Here is an 18,033-nt window from a genome sequence, read left to right as displayed (position 1 = left end):
AAGCGGAAATACCCTAATTAAAAATCCAGGGAGCAAGATGCTCCCACTCCAGTCATATCAAAGAATTCGAGGAGTGCGGGCATCTTGCCCGCTTCTTAACAAATTTTCATGTCCGCTTGCGGAAACCGGACTTGATATCATTTCAAAACCCAACTAAGGCTTACGCCCTCTGATACGGGTTCCTAAACCCATCAATGCCACCCCTACTAAACCCAGAAGGGCAGAAGGTTCAGGAACCTTAGATGGATTTTCATAGGCCGGTGGAGTAGAGGGTGTAGGTGTCGGTGCGGGTACTGGTGCTGGTGCGGGTACTGGTGCTGGTGCTGGTGCTGGTGCGGGTACTGGTGCGGGTGCTGGTGTGGGTGCGGGTACGGGTACTGGTGCTGGTGCTGGTGCTGGTGTGGGTGCTGGTGCGGGTACTGGTACTGGTGCGGGTGCGGGTGCGGGTGCGGGTGTGGGTGCGGGTGTGGGTGCAGCAAACACATTATTTAGTCCCGCCACATAAGTAATATCAGCATCCAGCTTAGTATTTAGATCAAAATCACTCCCTCCAGCATAGGTTAAAGCCGTATTACCACCACCGAGAAATCCTTGACCATCACCCCCTGTAACTAAATCATTGCGAGCAAAATTACGAATCCGAATAGCATCAATAGCATCTCCTAAGCCTAAACCAAATAAACTTAAATCAAATACAGTAGCAAACACTTCATACTGCTGAGAGAAATGATCGCTAAATTGATAGAGATACTCACTAAAATCCGTTTCTCCAGCTTTGCGAACCGAAACGGCAAAGGCTTCCGGCTCTCCAACCCCCCCATTTTCATAAACCACCAGGTCATCGCCCTCTTCATTGGCGAGGAGATTACCGCCCCAGTCTAATTCAATAATGCCAACATTCCCATTTTGTCCCAAATCGACAAAAGTTCCCGATCCTTGGCCGAGAATGCCTCCCACCGTTTGGCTACTACTCAAAACTCCACTCAAGCCTGCTCCCCAAGAATTCAGACTTCCCTCTATGATCGACCCCCCGGTTACCGCGTTGCTCTCATCCCAGGTCAAGCTAGTCAATGAACCATCCCATTTCTGACCGGTCAAGGTGGCAGCATGGGCAGACTCAGAAAGGACAGTGGTAAATGCGGTTAGGATTAGGCTCACAGTCAGGGGAGATGCTAACCCAAGCAACAGATGATTTTTCTTCATGATCGTGGTGCAACGTTTCGCTAAGGGACACAGATTTCTAGAAATCTAGAGGGATCTACCCTATAATTCCGTAGTTTTCCGGAGATTGGCAACCCCAAGATTGAGTTTTCTTGAAGATTTGCGTATTCTTAACCGACTAAGCAGGTTTGTCTCATCTCACGGGATTCTTGTTTGACATACCCTTCCATGGTGGCCCTCTGTAATTTCCAGAAGGCTTGAAGATCTTCTAAACCATAGGGTTTGAGCATCAGTGACCGTAGATGCTCCTCATCGGCCAAGCTCAGGTATCCGGTAGAGAGGGCTTGTTGAACGACTTCGCGAATCATAATCTCGATACTCCCAAAAGATGAACTGCACCATTGCTATCGTCGTGTCTAGCGATCCTATGCATTTCTCCAAGCCCTTCAAGCACGGATTTTATGGAAGATTTCATGGAAAAATGGATAGATATTGAGCTTTTACACTTATGTCCTAGTAATATTATATTCTGGCAATTTCCCGGAGAAATATCCAGTATTTTCGCTGATTTTTAATTTTTTCTTAAGAGTTGTCCTGGATAATTACGGAGTTTAGCGGTCTAGGGAGGTTGAACTTTCATGCCATTGCCCTAGGCTCAGGCTGGATAAACGGTTTAAGACGATAAAGATTAAAATGCCCAAGATACTAATCAGTAATAATGCGGCAAACATACGGGGAATTTGCAGGTTATAACTGGCCAGGAGAATTTGGTAGGCGAGTCCGGAATTAGCGCCCCCTGTACCGGCGACAATTTCGGCAACGACAGCGCCAATTAGGGCGAGTCCGCCGCTAATGCGTAATCCGGTGAAGAAGTAGGGGAGGGCGCTGGGGAGTCTGAGATAGAGTAGGGTTTGCCATGGGGAGGCTCTGTAGAGTTTGAAGAGGTCTTTGAGGTTAGGGTCTAAACTATTGAGGCCGAAGGTGGTGTTGGAGACGATGGGAAAGAAGGCGATAATCCAGGCACAGATGACGAGGGCGGCAAAGGTATTATTACGCAGCCAAATGATGATGAGGGGAGCGATCGCCGCCATGGGAAGGGTTTGCAGTATAATCGCGTAGGGATAGAGACTTTTTTCAATCCACTTACTCTGTGCCATAATCATCGCTAGGGATACCCCAGAAATGATGGCGACCAGAAAGGCTACGAGGGTAATTTTGAAGGTTACTAACATGGCAGGAAGGAGAATTGAGCCATCTGCAATGAGGGTTTTGAGAATCAGAATCGGCCCCGGAAGGATATAGCTAGGGGTATGGGTGAGGGATACGGAGACCTCCCAAACGGAAAGTACGAGTATTCCCAGAGCGAGGGGGGCGAGGGTTTCCAGGGAAAACAGACGGCGCAATTCTGGCATGATGTATCAATTAAAAATTAAAAATTAAAAATTAAAAATTAAAAATGGGTCTTGGTCGTTGTATCAATTAAAAATTAAAAATGGGTCTCATTGTCGTTGCCATCGACTATAGCTTGGGATAGGGCAGTGGCGACTTGTTGATAATACTCAGTATAGGCGATCGCTCCCCGAAAATTCGGATTGCGGGGATAGGGTTCATCAATGGCAATTTCAGCAACAATGCGTCCGGGAGCAGTTCCCATCACCACCACTCGATGGGATAAATAAACCGCTTCATAGATATTATGGGTAACAAACACAATTGTCCACTGTTTTTTGCTCCACAAATTTAATAGTTCATCATTTAACTGAGTACGGGTAATATCATCTAAGGCTCCAAACGGCTCATCCATTAATAACACTTCGGGATTATTCACCAGCGCCCTAGCAATAGAAACCCGCATTTTCATCCCTCCTGAAAGTTGTCGGGGATAGGATTGAGCCACTTGTGATAATTTCACTAATTCCAGAGTTTCTTGAATCTTATCCTGGGCATTTTTCTTCGACACACCTGCCAGTTTAAGCGGTAAGTAAACATTATGCCAAACCTTGGCCCAAGGCATTAAAGCTGCATCTTGAAACACAAATGCAAATTGCTGATTCTGACTCGATTTTTCCCAGTGTAGCGTCCCAGAACTCAGGGAAGTCAAGCCGGAAATGAGCCGCAGTAGGGTACTTTTGCCGCATCCTGACGGCCCGACGAGGCTGATAATCTCTGCGGGATAGATGTTAAGATTGAGATCGGCGATCGCCCAATTTTCTTGATCGAAACGTTTGCCTACATTTTCTAGGGTAATAATCGGTTTTTTGATATCCATAAAGCCATCCTTACCTGGTTAAACCGACTGTTGATAATAGTCAACTCCCTTATTCACAAATTTTAGGGTATAGGCTTGATGATAATCTACCCCAGGATCTACCATTCCAAAATCAACTGTAGACTGGAAAAAAGCCTGCCAACGTTCATCTGTCATTGCGCCAATCCCTAATGTTTTTGCCTCTCCTAAAGTCATCAAGTTATATTCTTTTAATTGATGGAAACTATAATTTAACAAATCATCATCGATATCTGGATTATCTTGCTTGATCAACTGATAACCGGGTTGGGGATTATCTAAATAGCTATACCATCCCCGAATGGAAGCATCCAGAAACCGATGGACTAAATCTGGATGATGATTGGCAAAGTTTTGAGTCGTCTTAATGGTAAAAGAATAGGGATTATAACCCGCATCTGCCAAGAGATGGATAACTGGCTTAAAGCCTCCTTGTTTTTCAATACTATAGGGTTCCGAGGTTAAAATTCCTTGTTGGGCAGAATTTTTATCTGCTAAAAACGGAGCCATATTAGAATTATAGGGACGAATTTGATTATCTGTAAATCCATATTTTTGTTTGAGAATGGGCCAATAAGTAAATCTGGCGGCAGCCGAAATAAAAATGGGTTTTCCTTGTAAGTCAGCGAGAGATTCATTTCCCACTCCTGGATGGGTTAACAGAATTTGAATATTTTTCTGAAACATTGCGGCGACAGTAACCAGAGGAATGTTCTGCTCTATGGCTTTGAAACTATTTAATGAAGCGCCTATGCTAAAGTCTACTACACCCCCTAGGAGGAGCTGGGTATTATTGGTTTGGGGATTGACGGGGCGGATCGTTACATCTAAGCCATGATCTTGATAAATTCCAGTGGCTAATGCTTGGTAAAATCCTCCATATTCGCCTTCTGCTTTCCAGTCAAGGGCGAGTTTTATGGGGTCTAAGGATTTTAATTGAGTTGAGGGAGCTGAGGATGTTGATAATAGACTACTACCTAATCCGAAGGAACTGATATGTAGAAAATTTCGCCGAGAAATAGGGGTATTTTTGTTCATTTTAGGGATTGTTTGAGTAGAAGAATCTAAATTATTTTATTCGATTATATAATCAAATCCATCTATACCAATTCTAGAGATGATTTGCGATCGCTGTTCTTGTAAAATGTTTTTAAAGGCTTCTGCTCCTAATTTTCCTTTTAAAATCGCGGCTAAATTGGCAACTTGTTTGTGTTCTGCACTATTTTTTTGCTCTAATAAATACATTCCTAGGCAGGTGTGCAGTACAGCTAAGGGAAGTTGACCGAGTTGATAGTTGACTTCGCCGAGATTGGCATGACTTAAGCCTTCTAATTCTAAGTTTCCTAATTGAATCGATAGGGCTAGACTTTGTTCTAAATAGGATTGGGCATTATTGCTCTGATCTAGGATTAAATAGGCAATTCCCATGGCTAAAGTACAAAAGACGGCTGATGGAAAATCGGGATGTTTTTCTAATCGTGTGATGGCTCGTTGGAGTCTTTCTATACAGGATTCAATTTCCGAGATGTCGATATGTTCTTGTTGTTGAGCTTGACGAACTTGGGCATAGCCCAAATTGGCGATCGCATTAATCTCCCCTAATGGATCGCCGATCTGACGGGAAAATAAGAGGGCGCGTTGTCCGAGATCGATCGCCGCTAGAAACTCTCCTTGACTGAGCTGCAAGCGACTCAAATGGTTTAAGTTAGCGACTTCACAATGGCGATCGCCGTCTTGACGGGCTAAATTGAGGGCTTCTTCATGTAAAATAAGGGCGCGATCGCGATGCCCCATCCATTGCTGAGAATAGCCCAATACGGTAAGAATACGTGCCTTCTCCTGGGTTTTCTCTAGGGTTTTCAGGGGGCGATCGAGATAAGCAATGGTTTCCCGAAAGGTTTTACCCGTAAAGGAGGCAAATACCCCACCATAGAGGGGAAAATTATCCCGTTGGGCAAAAGAGCGCAAAATTTGCAGGGCAATTTGAAAACAAGCATTACCCAAGCGATCGCGATCGCCTGGTAAAAGTTGCTCGGCTTGATGAAATCCACTGCTTAATTCGCACCAGATAATAGCAAAGGTGAGGAAAGTTGAAGCCGCCGCATCATTGCCCGCCTTAATATTATAGGGTTGTTGATCAAACCAGCTCACTAAACCCTCTTGGATGCCTTGCAATAGAACCATTAATTCTACCCAAGCACTTAAATCTAAATGGGTTTGTTCTTGAGCGAGAGAGAGGGCAGATTGATTCTGGGATTGTTCGCTGAAAAAGCGTTTGGGTAATGGACGGCTCATCTGTTTTGCCCAATAAGCCCAAGGATTATGGGTATCTGTTGTGGAGGCAAATCCCAATTGAGACTTTTCGTATAACCATCCCAATAAGTCCAGAGCGCTGTACACCGACAAACCTTGTTTCAGCCCTGCTGCTAGAGTGTGAAGTTCAGCCACCATCTGGCGATCGCCATCGGAGTCTCCCAGTTGCTCTAGTTCTTTGGCTAAGGATATTATTTCTTTGCTGCTCAAAGCTTGAGTTTGGTTGCGATCGAGAAGTTCTAGGAGAACCAAGAGGCGATCGCCCTCATCGGCATTGATTAATTGAGCAACCGCATCACTACATGCATTTTGCGTCCTTTGAGTCTCTTGGTATCGATTCCATCCTTCTTCCAAAGTGCGAAGCGCTCTCACTTGACGCTGGGCTTTGGCTTGCTTTAACTCATCTGGTGCAGACTCCATTTGATTTTCAGCCCGCCTGATTTGCTCCATTAAACATCGTTCAAAAATCTCCCCCGTACCCGGTTCTGCTTGTAGCTGTATTACCAATTGCCGATAAACATACTCTTTTGAGCCAATCTTTCCCTTCAGAGTATCGGTAACAATTTGCTGGATAAATGCAGAATAGCGATCGCTTAAAGATAAGTTTTCTGGATCTGGTGCAGGCATTTTTTCTTTAGGTTCTTGATAGGGACTTCTACTCCCCTTCTCCTGTGGGAGAAGGGGTTGGGGGATGAGGGCTACAATCCCAAATCTACCGCTATGCGGTGAGCGCAAGCAAATCCAGAAAAGGCAACTGCATTTAAGCCTTGTCCAGGAAAAGTGCTATCCCCAACACAATATAATCCAGGGATACTGGTACGATTAAAAGGCATTCCAACTAATCCTAACAACTTGCGTTTCGGAATCGGGCCATAGGTTCCATCTTGGCGATTGAGGAAGCGGCGATGGGTGCGGGGTGTGCCCACTTCCTCATAGTCTAATCCCTGTCCTAATCCAGGAAAAATAGCTTCTAAGCGGTTAATGATTTGGTTCGCAATTTCCTCTTTTTGAGCTTCATATTTTTTCGGGGTTAATCCTTGCCATTGGTCGATCCAACTGGGGGTAAAGGTGTGGATAATATGATAACCGGGAGGGGCTAAATTTGGATCGAGTAAGGTGGGAATGGAGACAAAAATTGTACCATGGGAGGCTTCCATTTTCTCCCAGTCTTCAAGCAAAATATGGTGGCATTCTGTGCCTTCGGGTAAAACAGATGCTTTAACGCCTAAATGGAGGCTAACAAAACTGGGGGATTTTTGATAGCGTTCTTGCCAACTTTGTTCGGCTGGGGGTAGGGTTTCGGAGGGCAGTAGGGATTCAAAGGTATTCCAGCGAGTGGCATTGGAGACGACGCGGCGAGCGGTGTAGCGTTGTCCATTGACTAATTCTACGCCCACCGCTTTGTTTTTTTCGAGGAGAATTTGTTTAACTCTGGATTTGTAGAGAATGGTGCTGCCTTTTTTCTCTAGTCCTTCGACGAGTTTTTGGGCAATTTGTCCGACTCCGCCTTTGGGATAGTTAATGCCTCCATAATGGCGATCGGAAAAGACCATTCCGGCGTTAATCATGGGGGTGAGTTCGGCGGGGACAACTGACCAACAATAGCATTCAATGTCGATAAATTTGAGCAGTTGAGGATCGTGGATATACCGGCGAGCAATTTGCCCCACATTTTGCGGTAGATATTTGACCAAACCCAAACAAGCCAAGGGATTTTGGAAAAAGACGCGCATTAAATATCGCGGTTCTTCTAGAGAGAGCAATTCCATGGCATTGAGGCAATTAAACACACGCCAACATTCATCATAGAATTTACGGATACCTTCTCGTTCATGGGGGAAGCGATCGCTCAATTCCTGAATAAATGCCTCATACTCCCGATGGACTTTCAGCTCTAAGCCCCCTGGCAAATGATAATGGATTTGTACCGGATCGGGATAAGTATCTAAACTCATGTCTACTGCATTCAGGGCGCGGGTGAGCAAATTGGTCGTTCCCTGTTTTCCGAAGCCAAAAATCATCGAGGCTCCCACATCAAACCGATAGCCATTGCGCTCGAAATAGCCCGCACTTCCCCCTGGAATTAAATAACTTTCCAACACTAAAACTTGAGCGCCTTTAGCAGCGAGTTGGGTGGCGGTGACGAGTCCACCAATACCGGAACCAATCACAATGACATCATAATCAGGGGAAGAAGACTGAGCAGGCATGACTTAGGAAGCGAAATAAATATTTAGAAGTCCAACCTTTAAATTGTAAACTATTGTTTGGTTTATCCTCACACATCCATGACTTTTCAACTGCACGTTCATGTCCCTCCCCATCCCCTGATTCAACATTGGTTGGCGGTTGCTCGCGATCGCCACACCCCTAGCGCTCTCTTTCGCACAGCGATGACAGAACTCGGACGCTGGCTCACCTATGAAGCGGTTCGAGACTGGTTACCCACCTTCCAAACTACCCTAGAAACGCCTCTAGCCCCTTGTGAAGCGACTCTCGTTAATCCAGAAATTCCCGTAGCCGTGGTTCCCATCTTACGGGCAGGTTTGGCACTGCTCGAAGGCTCTCAAGCCCTACTGCCTTTAGCGAAAGTGTATCATCTGGGTCTGGCTCGTGATGAAGAAACCCTAGAACCGAGTTGTTACCTAAACAAACTGCCCTCAGAGTTCACCCCTGAAACCCGGATTTTAATTCCAGAACCGATGTTAGCGACTGGAGGGAGCATTACCTTAGCGTTGCAGGAACTCACTCAACGGGGAATCGATCCGCAGTTTGTCCGGATTGTCTCGGTGGTGGCTGCGCCTCCAGCTCTGCAAAAGCTGAATGAAAATTATCCGGCTCTGAAGGTGTATACCGCTTGTATTGACCCGGAACTGAACTCCCAAGGATTTATTGTACCCGGCTTAGGAGATGCGGGCGATCGCACCTTTGGAACCTAATCTCAAAACCGACTGCGAGAAAATTCCTCATTCATCCCCCATAACCGTTAACCTAGAAATAAAGCTTCACCTCACCTAAGCATATGAGTCAATCTAATAACAATTTTTCCACTGGATTTTTACTCGGCTCCTTAGTCGGGGGGGTTATCGGCGGTATTTTAGGGGCAACCCTAGCCAATCGCCGCAATGACAGCCTGGACTCGGATGAATTTTTAAACGGCAATGCTCCCAATCAACTCAAAAACAGCGATCTCGATTTCAGGGCTGATGCCGAAATTGAAGCCGCCCGTCGTAGCCTAGAAAACAAAATCGCCCAACTCAATGAAACTATTGACGATGTGCGCGACCAACTCGGAAACATGAATAAGGTTTCTTCTGAAAATGGAGAATAGGGAATGGGGAATAGGGAATCTCCCCCATCTCCCCATCCCCCATCTCCTTCAACCAGTTCGGGAATTGCCCTGCCACTTCGGGGAAGCGATCCGGTACATTAGAAGACAAGCGATCGTATAAATCTTTGAGGAATAGAATCCCTATGTACTTGCTTGCAAGCACCCTAGCGACATTTTGTCAAATTTACTTTGTCTTACTCATTATTCGAGTTTTATTGAGTTGGTTCCCCAGTATCAACTGGTTCGACCCCCCATTTTCCCTGCTCAGTCAGCTTACCGATCCCTATCTGAATATTTTCCGGTCGATTATTCCGCCCTTGGGAGGATTAGACTTTTCGCCGATTTTGGCAATTTTCTTGCTCCAATTTTTAACCAGTCTGTTTACGAGTCTTCAGGTTTCCTTTGCCCAAGGATCGTTTGGCTTTTAGCGGCGAACTCGACCCCCAAAACCCGCAGCCTTGAATTGCTCTAGAATCAGGGGAGTTGGTTGATCGGCGGATACTGAGATTCTCAGTTCAAAGTCACTGACTCCCGGTGGGACTTCTTCAATGAGTCCCAAACGAGTTCGATTTTGCATGACTGGGTTGCGGTTGGCATCATAGACGCGACCAAAAATATCGGCATCATAAACCGTTTTTCCAGTGGGGTTGGTGGCTTTTCCATGGATGAGAAAGCAGTTAGCGGGTTGAGAGAAACCCCCACTGGTAACTGCTCCTTCGCCCATTTCTGGAGGGCAGGTTTCGTAGGAGAGATCGGAGAGTTGGATTTGGGTGAGGGCGAAGGCATCGGGGGCGATGCTCCAAGAGGTTAGGATGAGGAGCAGTGCTACGAGAGCGAGTTGCACAGAACGAAGTAGAGAAGGCGATCGCATAGGTTTATCGGTTATTGATGTTATCTATTTGATCTTTCAGCTTACCCTGAATTGTGGATCGGGCCCAAGGGTGAAGTGAGGGTGAAAAGGTTGTTGCCCCTACTTTTGCTGAATGCTCTGAAGGGTTTTTTAAGTTATAGTCAAAATAACTATGGGATTCGGTTGGTTGAAGAGGTAAACTAATTATCTTTAAGTGACAAGACTCTGTTAAGCCATAGAGATCTATGGGGGAATCATGAGGATGACGGGGGAATGAAGCCAATCCAGACAGAAATTGAAGAAGCTCAGTTACGTTTGATGATGGAAAGCACCACCGACGGGGTTTGGATCTGGGATAGGGAACCTGATGAAGTGATCTGGAACGATCAACTTTATAAGCTACTCGGTCTAAATCCTCAGAGTATCCAATGCAATTTCGAGATGGTCAAATCTCTGATTCACCCAGAGGATCGAAACCAGCATCAGAAAACGATTTATTCAGCGTTAGAAACGGGAAAGAGTTATGAATTAGAGTTGCGTATGCGTCGCAGTGATGGCCAATATATTTGGGTGGTCGATCGCGCAACGGTGTTTAAGAATCAGAAGAATTGTTCCGATCGCTTAATGGGAACGATTACGGAAATTAGCGATCGCAAATATAATGAGCTGTGGTTAAATGGGCAAAAACAGGTTTTAGAGGCGATCGCCAAAAATGCCCCCCTCTCGGAAACTCTCAGCTTACTGATTAGTGCTTTAGAAAGCCAAGCTCCAGAACTCTTAGGCTCAATTCTACTCGTAGACCCGCAAAAAAATTGTTTAACCTTGGGTGCAGCACCCCATTTAGACCCCGACTATAACCAAGCCGTTGAAGGCGTACCCATTTGCGAATTGTCGGGATCTTGTGGTACATCCGCCTATCGTAAGGAACCGGTAATTGTAGAAAATATTGCGACTGACCCCCTATGGAGCGAGTATAGAGATCTAGCCTTATGTTATGGCTTACATGCGGCTTGGTCAATTCCGATCCTGTCGTTGCAACAGCAAGTTTTAGGCACATTTTGCTTTTATGCTCGTTCTCCGGGTTTGCCTACAGAGCAGCATCAAAAACTGATGGAGTCTGCTACCCGGTTAGCAGGAATTGCCATTGAACGCTCTCAAACTGAAGTCAGTGTAAGGGAAAGTGAACAACGATTTCGGCGTTTGTTTGAAGAAGTGCCTTTAATTCCGGTGCAGGGATATGACCGGGATCTCAAGGTGTTTTTCTGGAATAAAGCCAGTGATGATTTATACGGATACAAGGCGGAAGAGGCGATCGGAAAAAACTTAGAAGAGCTGATTCTTTCTCCACAAACAGCCAACTATTTACGCCAAGGTTACGATCGCTGGATTAACCAAGGAATTCCTATAAATCCAGGGGAATTAATTGTGAAAAATAGTTCCCAGGAATCTATCCGTATCTTCTCTAGTCATGTTCTCCTTTACAATGCCCAAGGAGAACCGGAACTATACTGTGTTGATTTAGATTTAAACGAACGTTACCAGCAAGCCGAAAAACTTTCTGAATTTAGTACCCGGCTCAAATATCTCCATCGTCTGAGTACCCGTAACTATAATGATTTTGAGGAACTATTCGCCACTTACTTACAGGCCGGATGTGAACTTTTTGGACTGACGACAGGATTTATTGCTAACCTTAATCAAGAAATTATTTGCCTAGAGTTTGTTCAAAGTGACTTCCCCAAACTCCAACCGGGAATGTGTTTTAATCTATCCGATACTTACTGTTCACAAGTGGTTTATCATGAACAAACCATTAGTTGCAGCCATATTGACGAACATCCCCAACTGCGAGAATGTCCTCCCTACAAAAATTTACATTTAGAATCTTACTTAGGCACGCCAATTATAGTGGAAGATAAAATTTATGGTATTCTCAGTTTCCTCTCTTCAGAAGTACACGATCCACCCTTTACCCAAGCGGATCGTGAAATGATTGAGTTAATGGCTAAGGATATTTCTCGCTTTATTAGTGCCCATCAGCAGGAAATCAAACGCCAAGAAGCAGAATTTGCCCTGCGCGAAAGTGAGTTAAAATATAGAAGCATATTTGAGAACATTAGTCAAGGAATTTTTCAAAGTACCCCAGAAGGGGGATATTTAAGTGCTAATGCTTTTCTCGCCCATCTTTATGGATATGATAGTCCAGAGTCTTTAATTGAGTCTTTAACTGATATTGAGAAGCAACTTTATGTTGACCCAAATCGTCGCCAAAAGATTAAAGAACTGACCCAGAAACAGGGAATTGTTTATGATTTTGAATCTGAAGTTTATCGAAAAGATGGTAAAATAATTTGGATTTCAGAGACTCAAAGAGCAGTTTTAGATCGGGATGAAAAAGTTCTCTATTATGAGGGAACAGTAGAAGATATTACCGCCCGTCGTCATGCAGAGGAGCAACTCCATTATGATGCCTACCATGATAAACTTACGGGCTTAAAAAATCGGGCTTGGTTTATCGATCATCTGGAGCAGGTGATCCATATCTATCAACAGAAAGAGACGGGTTTATATGCGATTTTATTTATTGATTTAGACCGGTTTAAGATTATTAATGATAGTTTGGGGCATTTGGTCGGCGATGATTTATTAAAACAGGTGGCTCAGAGATTGCAAACCTCTTTGAGTGGGATTCATGCGGGGCCATACTGTAATTTAGATAGAAATGTTCCGAAAGATACTTTAGCCCGATTTGGAGGGGATGAATTTGCGGTCTTATTAACGGCACTCAACGATCCTCAAGATGCGATCGCCACCGCAGAACGGTTAGTCTCCTTAATGCGTACTCCCTTTCGCATGGGAGATTATGAGTTTTCCTTGGGGGCAAGTATTGGTATTACCTTGGGTCATCAGGATTATCATTCACCGGAAGAGCTTTTACGAGATGCGGATTTGGCGATGTATCAGGCTAAAGGACAAGGAGGTAATCAGTTTGTTTGCTTTGAAAAAGTGATGCATCCCCGTGCCTTAGCTCGATTGCAGTTAGAACACGATCTCACTCGTGCCCTAGAGTTAGAAGAGTTATCCCTATGCTATCAACCGGTGATCTCTTTGAAGACGGGGGGTTTAAAGGGCTTTGAGGTGTTGTTGAGATGGCAGCATTCTAAGAAAGGGTGGATTTCACCAGGGGAATTTATTCCCGTAGCGGAGGAAATTGGCTTAATTAGCACCTTGGGGTGGTGGGTCTTAAAGCAAAGCTGCTGTCAATTGGAGCAATGGCGATCGGAGATTCCCCAAGGGTTAAATGTGGTGTTGAATGTGAATTTGTCTTTATTGCAACTGAAACAGGTTAATTTGGTGGAGCAAATTGAAAAATTATTGCGATCGCACCAAATTCCCGGTCAGTGCTTAAACTTAGAGATTACCGAGACCAGCTTTCTGGAAACCTCCCAATTTGATGCCTCCATCTTACATGAACTCAAAGCATTAGGCGTGCAACTGTCCATTGATGATTTTGGCACGGGATATTCCTCCCTCAGTCGCTTACACCAACTGCCCCTAGATATGATTAAAATTGACCGAGCCTTTGTAGATGGGATTGAAACCGATACCAGTAAGGAGGCGATCGCCCAAACCATCATCACCCTAGCCCATAACCTAGGGGCACAATTGGTGTGTGAAGGGATTGAAACCCCAGCTCAATGCTGCAAATTGCAACAGCTTGGCTGCGAATATGGACAAGGCTATCTCTTTTCTCGACCCCTCATCTCCTCATTAGCCACCACCTTACTCAAAGATCCTAATTTTCAGCAAGCCATCAATTGGTCATCTTGTGGTTGCTCTGTGGTCTAATGATGCCTACCCCCCTACCAAAACCACCGGATGACAGAGTATATTAAACACAACCCCAACGGGATTATTTTGCTTGTGTCTGCTCCAAGTAAGGTTAGTGCTGAACACTCCATCCCTATCCACCCATGAGCCATTCTGCTCAACTCACCCTGAATTCCTGTTTACTTGACTTAAATCTCCAGGATTTTCAAGTCAGTCCGACAACCTTGACTCAAGTTGTCTTAAATCAGTTCGATCAACGTCCCGATCTTACCGGTGTGATTGTTGCTAGTCCTCAACGGTTTCTGGGCATGATTTCTCGCCGTTTATTTTATGAACACTTAAGTGAAAGCTACGGCACAGAAAAAATATTAATAACTCCGATTCAATTTTTTTTGAATAACATGAAAATTCAAGGAAAGTGTTTACAACTTTCCTATACTGAAAAAATTGGTACAGCCGTTAATATTGCCCTATCCCGCGATTCTAAAGTCATTTATGAACCGATTGTTGTCGTTTTTCAAGAAGCCAGTGTACCGGGAATATCGGCTTACTTTTTGTTGGATTTTCAAACCCTGATTCTGGCCCAGTCTCAAATTTTATCTGATTTAAACCGGCAAATTGAAAATAAACAAATTGAAGGACAAAGAAATACGATTAAGCTAGAGCGGGAACATCAGAAAGTAGAGGCCTACTCCAGACTCCTTGAAGATCAGCTTGCCACGATCCATGAACGCAACCAACTCCTGGAATTGCAGCAACAGGAATTAGTCCGCAAAAATGAAGAAGTTGCTGATTTGAATCATCGATTTATTCAAATTGGCAAAATTTTATCCCAATCGGGTAAACGAGCCTTTCGCGCCACCTCTTCGGGAGTGAGTGTCATTTGTAATCAAACGGATAAAATTGTCAAAACAGGAGACTTGCTAGAAGAAGAACTCAAAACCATTGATGAAACGTCAAAACTGATTGAAAGAGTGAGTCAACAGGTGCGTCACCTAGCAGTACAATTGGCAATCATTGCCAATCAAATGAGTTCAGAAATGAGAGGATTTAGTAGCGTTAGTTCAGAAATCAGTCAACTGGTAACCCAAACCTTTGAAGCGGGGCAACAAATGAAACGGGTTGCTAATCGATTTCGCCAAAGAATTCAAGAGTTTACTGAATTCGCCCAAACCGGAAGTCAAGTGGCGACTTCTTTGGTTGATAAAGTAGAGAAAGCTGAGAAATCGCTCAAAGATCTAGAGTTGTTAGTCCAGTTTCAAGTCAACAAAAAAAGACCTATACCCCAAGCTGCTCCGCAAAAATCTATCTCTCCTGAAAAGGAAATTCAATCCCCAGATGGGGAGGATCAAAATCACAAAAATGGATCGGAGTCCCTTAAAAGTGATAAGCTATAGCACAGTATGATAGAGGTCTTAAACTATGATCAAGACGGGAATTAAAATGGCATTGGGTTTGTCTTTATTGTTTCCTATGGGGGCAATGAGTCAAACTCCTCCTGCCAATACTTACCAGGAAGGATTTTGGCAACCGATCGCCCGCGTTGACAATCCCCAATTTCCGATGACGGTTGAGTTGGTTAACCGCACTGGCTTAGATCTAGACTATGATCTAACAGTTGACTCACCCATGAAAGTGCCAGATTCCTTGGGTAGAGGCGAAACAACCAGCTTAACTCTTGCTGATCCAGAGGCGAATATTAGGATTGGGTATATGCCTCTAGATGGAGGAAATGAAGAGATTAATTTTGAATACAATATTACCATAAATTCCAGTTCATCTATCACGTTTGAAATTCTTCGCACGGATAAACCGGATCGGGTGGGCGATGGCATTGGTCAGGCCATTGATATTCAAAGTACGGGAGCTATTTTTATTTACTAATATTATAAAATTTGCGTATATCTCTACATCCAAATATCAAAAAAATGGCAGCCGATCATCACTTTATCCTAGATTTAACCCTGGTTTTGGGGTCTTCTGCTCTGGGAGGTTATGCAGCCACGCGCCTGCGACAACCGGTACTTTTAGGATATCTGGTTAGTGGGTTTGTGGTGGGGCCTTTTGGCTTGCAGTTGCTGAGGGAAACGGAGCAAATTAAACCTTTAGCGGAGATTGGAGTAGCCTTTTTATTGTTTGCTTTGGGGGTAGAGTTTTCTTTAGCAGAATTAAAGCGGGTGAAAGAAATTGCCATTCAAGGCAGTTTATTACAAATTGGCTTAACTTTAAGTTTAGTGGCGATCGCCTCCACGGTTCTCGGTTGGGTGAGTGGTTGGACGCAGGGAATTTTTTTGGGGTCAATTTTATCGCTCTCATCCACCGCCGTGGTACTGAAGACCCTCACCGAGCGCGGAGAGGTCAATACCCTTCACGGACAGGTGATGCTGGCGATTTTAATTGCCCAGGATTTAGCCTTGGGTTTAATGTTAGCTATTTTACCTGCATTAGATAACCCTGAACACCTCTGGCCCACATTAGGAGCCGCCTTACTGAAAGTTAGCATCTTTTTGGGATTGGCGATCGCCCTGGGACGATGGGTAGTACCTCCCCTCATTAAAAGCATCGCCCGCACCGAAAGCAGCGAACTCTTCCTCCTCACCACCATTGCCCTCTGCTTAGGGGTTGCCCTGGTGACTGCCCATCTGGGGTTATCCATTGAAATGGGAGCCTTTGTCGCCGGTTTAATGATTGCCGAAATTGATTACGCCGATCAAGCCCTGGCCAAAGTTCTCCCCCTGCGCGATACCTTCGCCAGTCTTTTCTTTGCCTCCATCGGCATGTTAATCGATCCACAAATTTTGCTCGATAACTTCGGCATTATATTAGGCTTAGTGTTAATGGTAATGTTCGGAAAAGCCCTCATTATTTTCCCCATTGTCCTCAAATTCGGCTATTCTTTTAAAACTGCCGCGATCGCCGCCTTGGGCTTAAACCAAATTGGGGAATTTTCCTTCGTCCTTGCCCTAGAAGGATTCGATCTCGGACTATTAACCAACGAACAATACTTACTCATCCTTGGCACAACCGCTATCACCCTCATTCTTACTCCCCTTAGCATTCGCTTTGCCCCTCGGTTAGCCGAATGGATTGATACAATTCCTGGACTGAATCAACTCTTGCGGCAAAAAGAAGTCAAAGCCATCTCCTTACCCGAAACCCTCAGAAATCATGTCGTTGTTGCCGGTTATGGGCGCGTGGGACAAGCCATTATTAGAATTTTGCACAATCAAGGCTATCCGCTCCTGGTGATCGAAAATAGTGAAGCCGCTATTCAACGGTTAAGACATCAAAATATTCCCTATATTTTTGGCGATGCAGACTCCGAATTAGTCCTAGAAAAAGCTCATTTAGAAACGGCAAAAGCCCTAGCGATCGCCCTCCCCGATCCTGCCAGTACCCGACTCTTGCTCAAACGAGCCTTGGAATTTGCCCCGGAATTAGATGTAGTGGCTCGATCGCATAATAATAGTGAAATTGATGTCCTCACCCAATTAGGGGCCCAAGAAGTGGTGCAACCCGAATTTGAAGCCGCCCTAGAAATGGGGGCCCATTTACTCTCTACCTTGGGCGAATCTCAATGGGCAATTCAATCAGTGATTCAAGCCATCCATCGGGATCATTATCAAAGTGTGCGTCCAGAAAACTTAGTTGGACTAGAACAGAAATGGATCAATGATGCTACTGAGTCTCTACATCATGAATGGGTGAAACTTTCGGAAACTTCTTCTTTAGATTGGATGACGCTCAGTGGAACAGATATCCGTCATTTAACTGGAGTGACGGTGATGGCAATTCAGCAAGGAGACGATCGGGTTTATTATCCCAAAAATCAAATGACTTTGCGCTCTGGAGACCAATTATTAGTGGTAGGTAAACCCGAAGAAATATTGGCGTTTCGGGATTTAGTCGAGGGACGTAGTGCCCTGGTTGAGGGAATTAGTCATTGGTTCACCCTTGCGGAGACTTCCCCTTTAATTCATCTTACTCCCCGTGCCATTTGGGAAACCTATCAGGTGGTCGTTCAAGCTGTCCGTCGCCATGGAAAACTGTATAATCCGGTAGATGCAGCCATGCAGTTAGAAGGGGATGATTGTTTATTGTTGCGAGGAGAGAGCGATCGCATTCAGGAAGTTATTCAAGAGGATATTCTCTTGAATCCAAACGAGTTAAACTAAGGCGATCGCCCCGCCCCATTCATACAGCGCTTTGCGCTGTTAAGTAATGAGTAATGAGTCATGAGTAATGAGTCAGAAACTCTCT

The 18,033-nt window shown here is 44.8% G+C and carries 15 protein-coding genes; 7 read left to right on the top strand and 8 right to left on the bottom strand.

Annotated elements, in window-relative coordinates:
- Positions 1–153 precede the first annotated feature (153 nt).
- The 7 genes from PMG71_RS10060 to crtH form a co-directional block, all read right to left on the bottom strand.
- Positions 154–1,203 carry a PEP-CTERM sorting domain-containing protein gene (locus PMG71_RS10060; protein ID WP_283753540.1) on the bottom strand — a complete coding sequence of 350 codons (1,050 nt, stop codon included), beginning with the start codon at positions 1,201–1,203 and terminating at the stop codon, positions 154–156.
- Between the two features lie 128 nt (positions 1,204–1,331).
- On the bottom strand, positions 1,332–1,529 hold the full coding sequence (locus PMG71_RS10055; RefSeq protein ID WP_283753539.1) for a hypothetical protein: 198 nt from the start codon (positions 1,527–1,529) through the stop codon (positions 1,332–1,334).
- A 243-nt stretch (positions 1,530–1,772) separates the two neighbouring features.
- A complete protein-coding gene (locus tag PMG71_RS10050) occupies positions 1,773–2,573 on the bottom strand; it encodes an ABC transporter permease (RefSeq protein WP_283753538.1) in 801 nt (266 codons plus the stop codon).
- 74 nt (positions 2,574–2,647) lie between these two features.
- Positions 2,648–3,430 (bottom strand): ABC transporter ATP-binding protein, encoded by a 783-nt coding sequence (locus PMG71_RS10045; RefSeq protein WP_283753537.1) that lies wholly within the window; start codon positions 3,428–3,430, stop codon positions 2,648–2,650.
- 18 nt (positions 3,431–3,448) lie between these two features.
- On the bottom strand, positions 3,449–4,486 hold the full coding sequence (locus PMG71_RS10040; protein ID WP_283753536.1) for an ABC transporter substrate-binding protein: 1,038 nt from the start codon (positions 4,484–4,486) through the stop codon (positions 3,449–3,451).
- A 36-nt stretch (positions 4,487–4,522) separates the two neighbouring features.
- Positions 4,523–6,388, bottom strand: coding sequence for a tetratricopeptide repeat protein (locus PMG71_RS10035; protein ID WP_283753535.1), 1,866 nt, complete (start codon positions 6,386–6,388; stop codon positions 4,523–4,525).
- A 71-nt stretch (positions 6,389–6,459) separates the two neighbouring features.
- Positions 6,460–7,971, bottom strand: a complete 1,512-nt coding sequence (gene crtH / locus PMG71_RS10030) for a carotenoid isomerase (protein ID WP_283753534.1) — start codon at positions 7,969–7,971, stop codon at positions 6,460–6,462.
- Between the two features lie 78 nt (positions 7,972–8,049).
- On the opposite strand from crtH, the gene upp reads away from it, so the two are divergent.
- The 3 genes from upp (at position 8,050) to PMG71_RS10015 (ending at position 9,520) form a co-directional block, all read left to right on the top strand.
- On the top strand, positions 8,050–8,700 hold the full coding sequence (gene upp, locus PMG71_RS10025; protein WP_283753533.1) for a uracil phosphoribosyltransferase: 651 nt from the start codon (positions 8,050–8,052) through the stop codon (positions 8,698–8,700).
- A gap of 83 nt (positions 8,701–8,783) precedes the next feature.
- The gene (locus tag PMG71_RS10020) at positions 8,784–9,092 is read left to right on the top strand and encodes a ssl2009 family thylakoid membrane protein (RefSeq protein ID WP_283753532.1); all 309 of its coding nucleotides are present in this window, start codon (positions 8,784–8,786) and stop codon (positions 9,090–9,092) included.
- Between the two features lie 143 nt (positions 9,093–9,235).
- Positions 9,236–9,520 carry a YggT family protein gene (locus PMG71_RS10015; RefSeq protein WP_283753531.1) on the top strand — a complete coding sequence of 95 codons (285 nt, stop codon included), beginning with the start codon at positions 9,236–9,238 and terminating at the stop codon, positions 9,518–9,520.
- Here the strand turns inward: PMG71_RS10015 and PMG71_RS10010 are convergent.
- Positions 9,517–9,963 (bottom strand): hypothetical protein, encoded by a 447-nt coding sequence (locus PMG71_RS10010; protein WP_283753530.1) that lies wholly within the window; start codon positions 9,961–9,963, stop codon positions 9,517–9,519. The two genes, PMG71_RS10015 and PMG71_RS10010, sit on opposite strands and share 4 nt — an antisense overlap.
- A gap of 252 nt (positions 9,964–10,215) precedes the next feature.
- On the opposite strand from PMG71_RS10010, the gene PMG71_RS10005 reads away from it, so the two are divergent.
- The 4 genes from PMG71_RS10005 (at position 10,216) to PMG71_RS09990 (ending at position 17,948) form a co-directional block, all read left to right on the top strand.
- Positions 10,216–13,791, top strand: a complete 3,576-nt coding sequence (locus PMG71_RS10005) for an EAL domain-containing protein (protein ID WP_283753529.1) — start codon at positions 10,216–10,218, stop codon at positions 13,789–13,791.
- A 125-nt stretch (positions 13,792–13,916) separates the two neighbouring features.
- Positions 13,917–15,170: a hypothetical protein gene (locus tag PMG71_RS10000; protein WP_283753528.1), complete on the top strand. Its 1,254-nt coding sequence runs from the start codon at positions 13,917–13,919 to the stop codon at positions 15,168–15,170.
- Between the two features lie 25 nt (positions 15,171–15,195).
- Complete coding sequence (locus PMG71_RS09995; protein WP_283753527.1) at positions 15,196–15,657, top strand: hypothetical protein; 462 nt, start codon at positions 15,196–15,198, stop codon at positions 15,655–15,657.
- 44 nt (positions 15,658–15,701) lie between these two features.
- Complete coding sequence (locus PMG71_RS09990; RefSeq protein ID WP_283753526.1) at positions 15,702–17,948, top strand: monovalent cation:proton antiporter family protein; 2,247 nt, start codon at positions 15,702–15,704, stop codon at positions 17,946–17,948.
- The last annotated feature ends 85 nt before the right edge of the window (positions 17,949–18,033 follow it).

The sequence above is a fragment of the Roseofilum acuticapitatum BLCC-M154 genome (assembly GCF_030068475.1).
GTDB lineage: Bacteria > Cyanobacteriota > Cyanobacteriia > Cyanobacteriales > Desertifilaceae > Roseofilum > Roseofilum acuticapitatum.
Note: the sequence above shows the minus strand (reverse complement) of the source record. Positions and strands in the feature narration are given on the sequence as shown.

Bases quoted from the DNA above. Each gene is read 5' to 3' on its own strand.
- PMG71_RS10060 (WP_283753540.1), bottom strand. From the start codon at position 1,203: ATGAAGAAAAATCATCTGTTGCTTGGGTTAGCATCTCCCCTGACTGTG.
- PMG71_RS10055 (WP_283753539.1), bottom strand. From the start codon at position 1,529: ATGATTCGCGAAGTCGTTCAACAAGCCCTCTCTACCGGATACCTGAGC.
- PMG71_RS10050 (WP_283753538.1), bottom strand. From the start codon at position 2,573: ATGCCAGAATTGCGCCGTCTGTTTTCCCTGGAAACCCTCGCCCCCCTC.
- PMG71_RS10045 (WP_283753537.1), bottom strand. From the start codon at position 3,430: ATGGATATCAAAAAACCGATTATTACCCTAGAAAATGTAGGCAAACGT.
- PMG71_RS10040 (WP_283753536.1), bottom strand. From the start codon at position 4,486: ATGAACAAAAATACCCCTATTTCTCGGCGAAATTTTCTACATATCAGT.
- PMG71_RS10035 (WP_283753535.1), bottom strand. From the start codon at position 6,388: ATGCCTGCACCAGATCCAGAAAACTTATCTTTAAGCGATCGCTATTCT.
- crtH (WP_283753534.1), bottom strand. From the start codon at position 7,971: ATGCCTGCTCAGTCTTCTTCCCCTGATTATGATGTCATTGTGATTGGT.
- upp (WP_283753533.1), top strand. From the start codon at position 8,050: ATGACTTTTCAACTGCACGTTCATGTCCCTCCCCATCCCCTGATTCAA.
- PMG71_RS10020 (WP_283753532.1), top strand. From the start codon at position 8,784: ATGAGTCAATCTAATAACAATTTTTCCACTGGATTTTTACTCGGCTCC.
- PMG71_RS10015 (WP_283753531.1), top strand. From the start codon at position 9,236: ATGTACTTGCTTGCAAGCACCCTAGCGACATTTTGTCAAATTTACTTT.
- PMG71_RS10010 (WP_283753530.1), bottom strand. From the start codon at position 9,963: ATGCGATCGCCTTCTCTACTTCGTTCTGTGCAACTCGCTCTCGTAGCA.
- PMG71_RS10005 (WP_283753529.1), top strand. From the start codon at position 10,216: ATGAAGCCAATCCAGACAGAAATTGAAGAAGCTCAGTTACGTTTGATG.
- PMG71_RS10000 (WP_283753528.1), top strand. From the start codon at position 13,917: ATGAGCCATTCTGCTCAACTCACCCTGAATTCCTGTTTACTTGACTTA.
- PMG71_RS09995 (WP_283753527.1), top strand. From the start codon at position 15,196: ATGATCAAGACGGGAATTAAAATGGCATTGGGTTTGTCTTTATTGTTT.
- PMG71_RS09990 (WP_283753526.1), top strand. From the start codon at position 15,702: ATGGCAGCCGATCATCACTTTATCCTAGATTTAACCCTGGTTTTGGGG.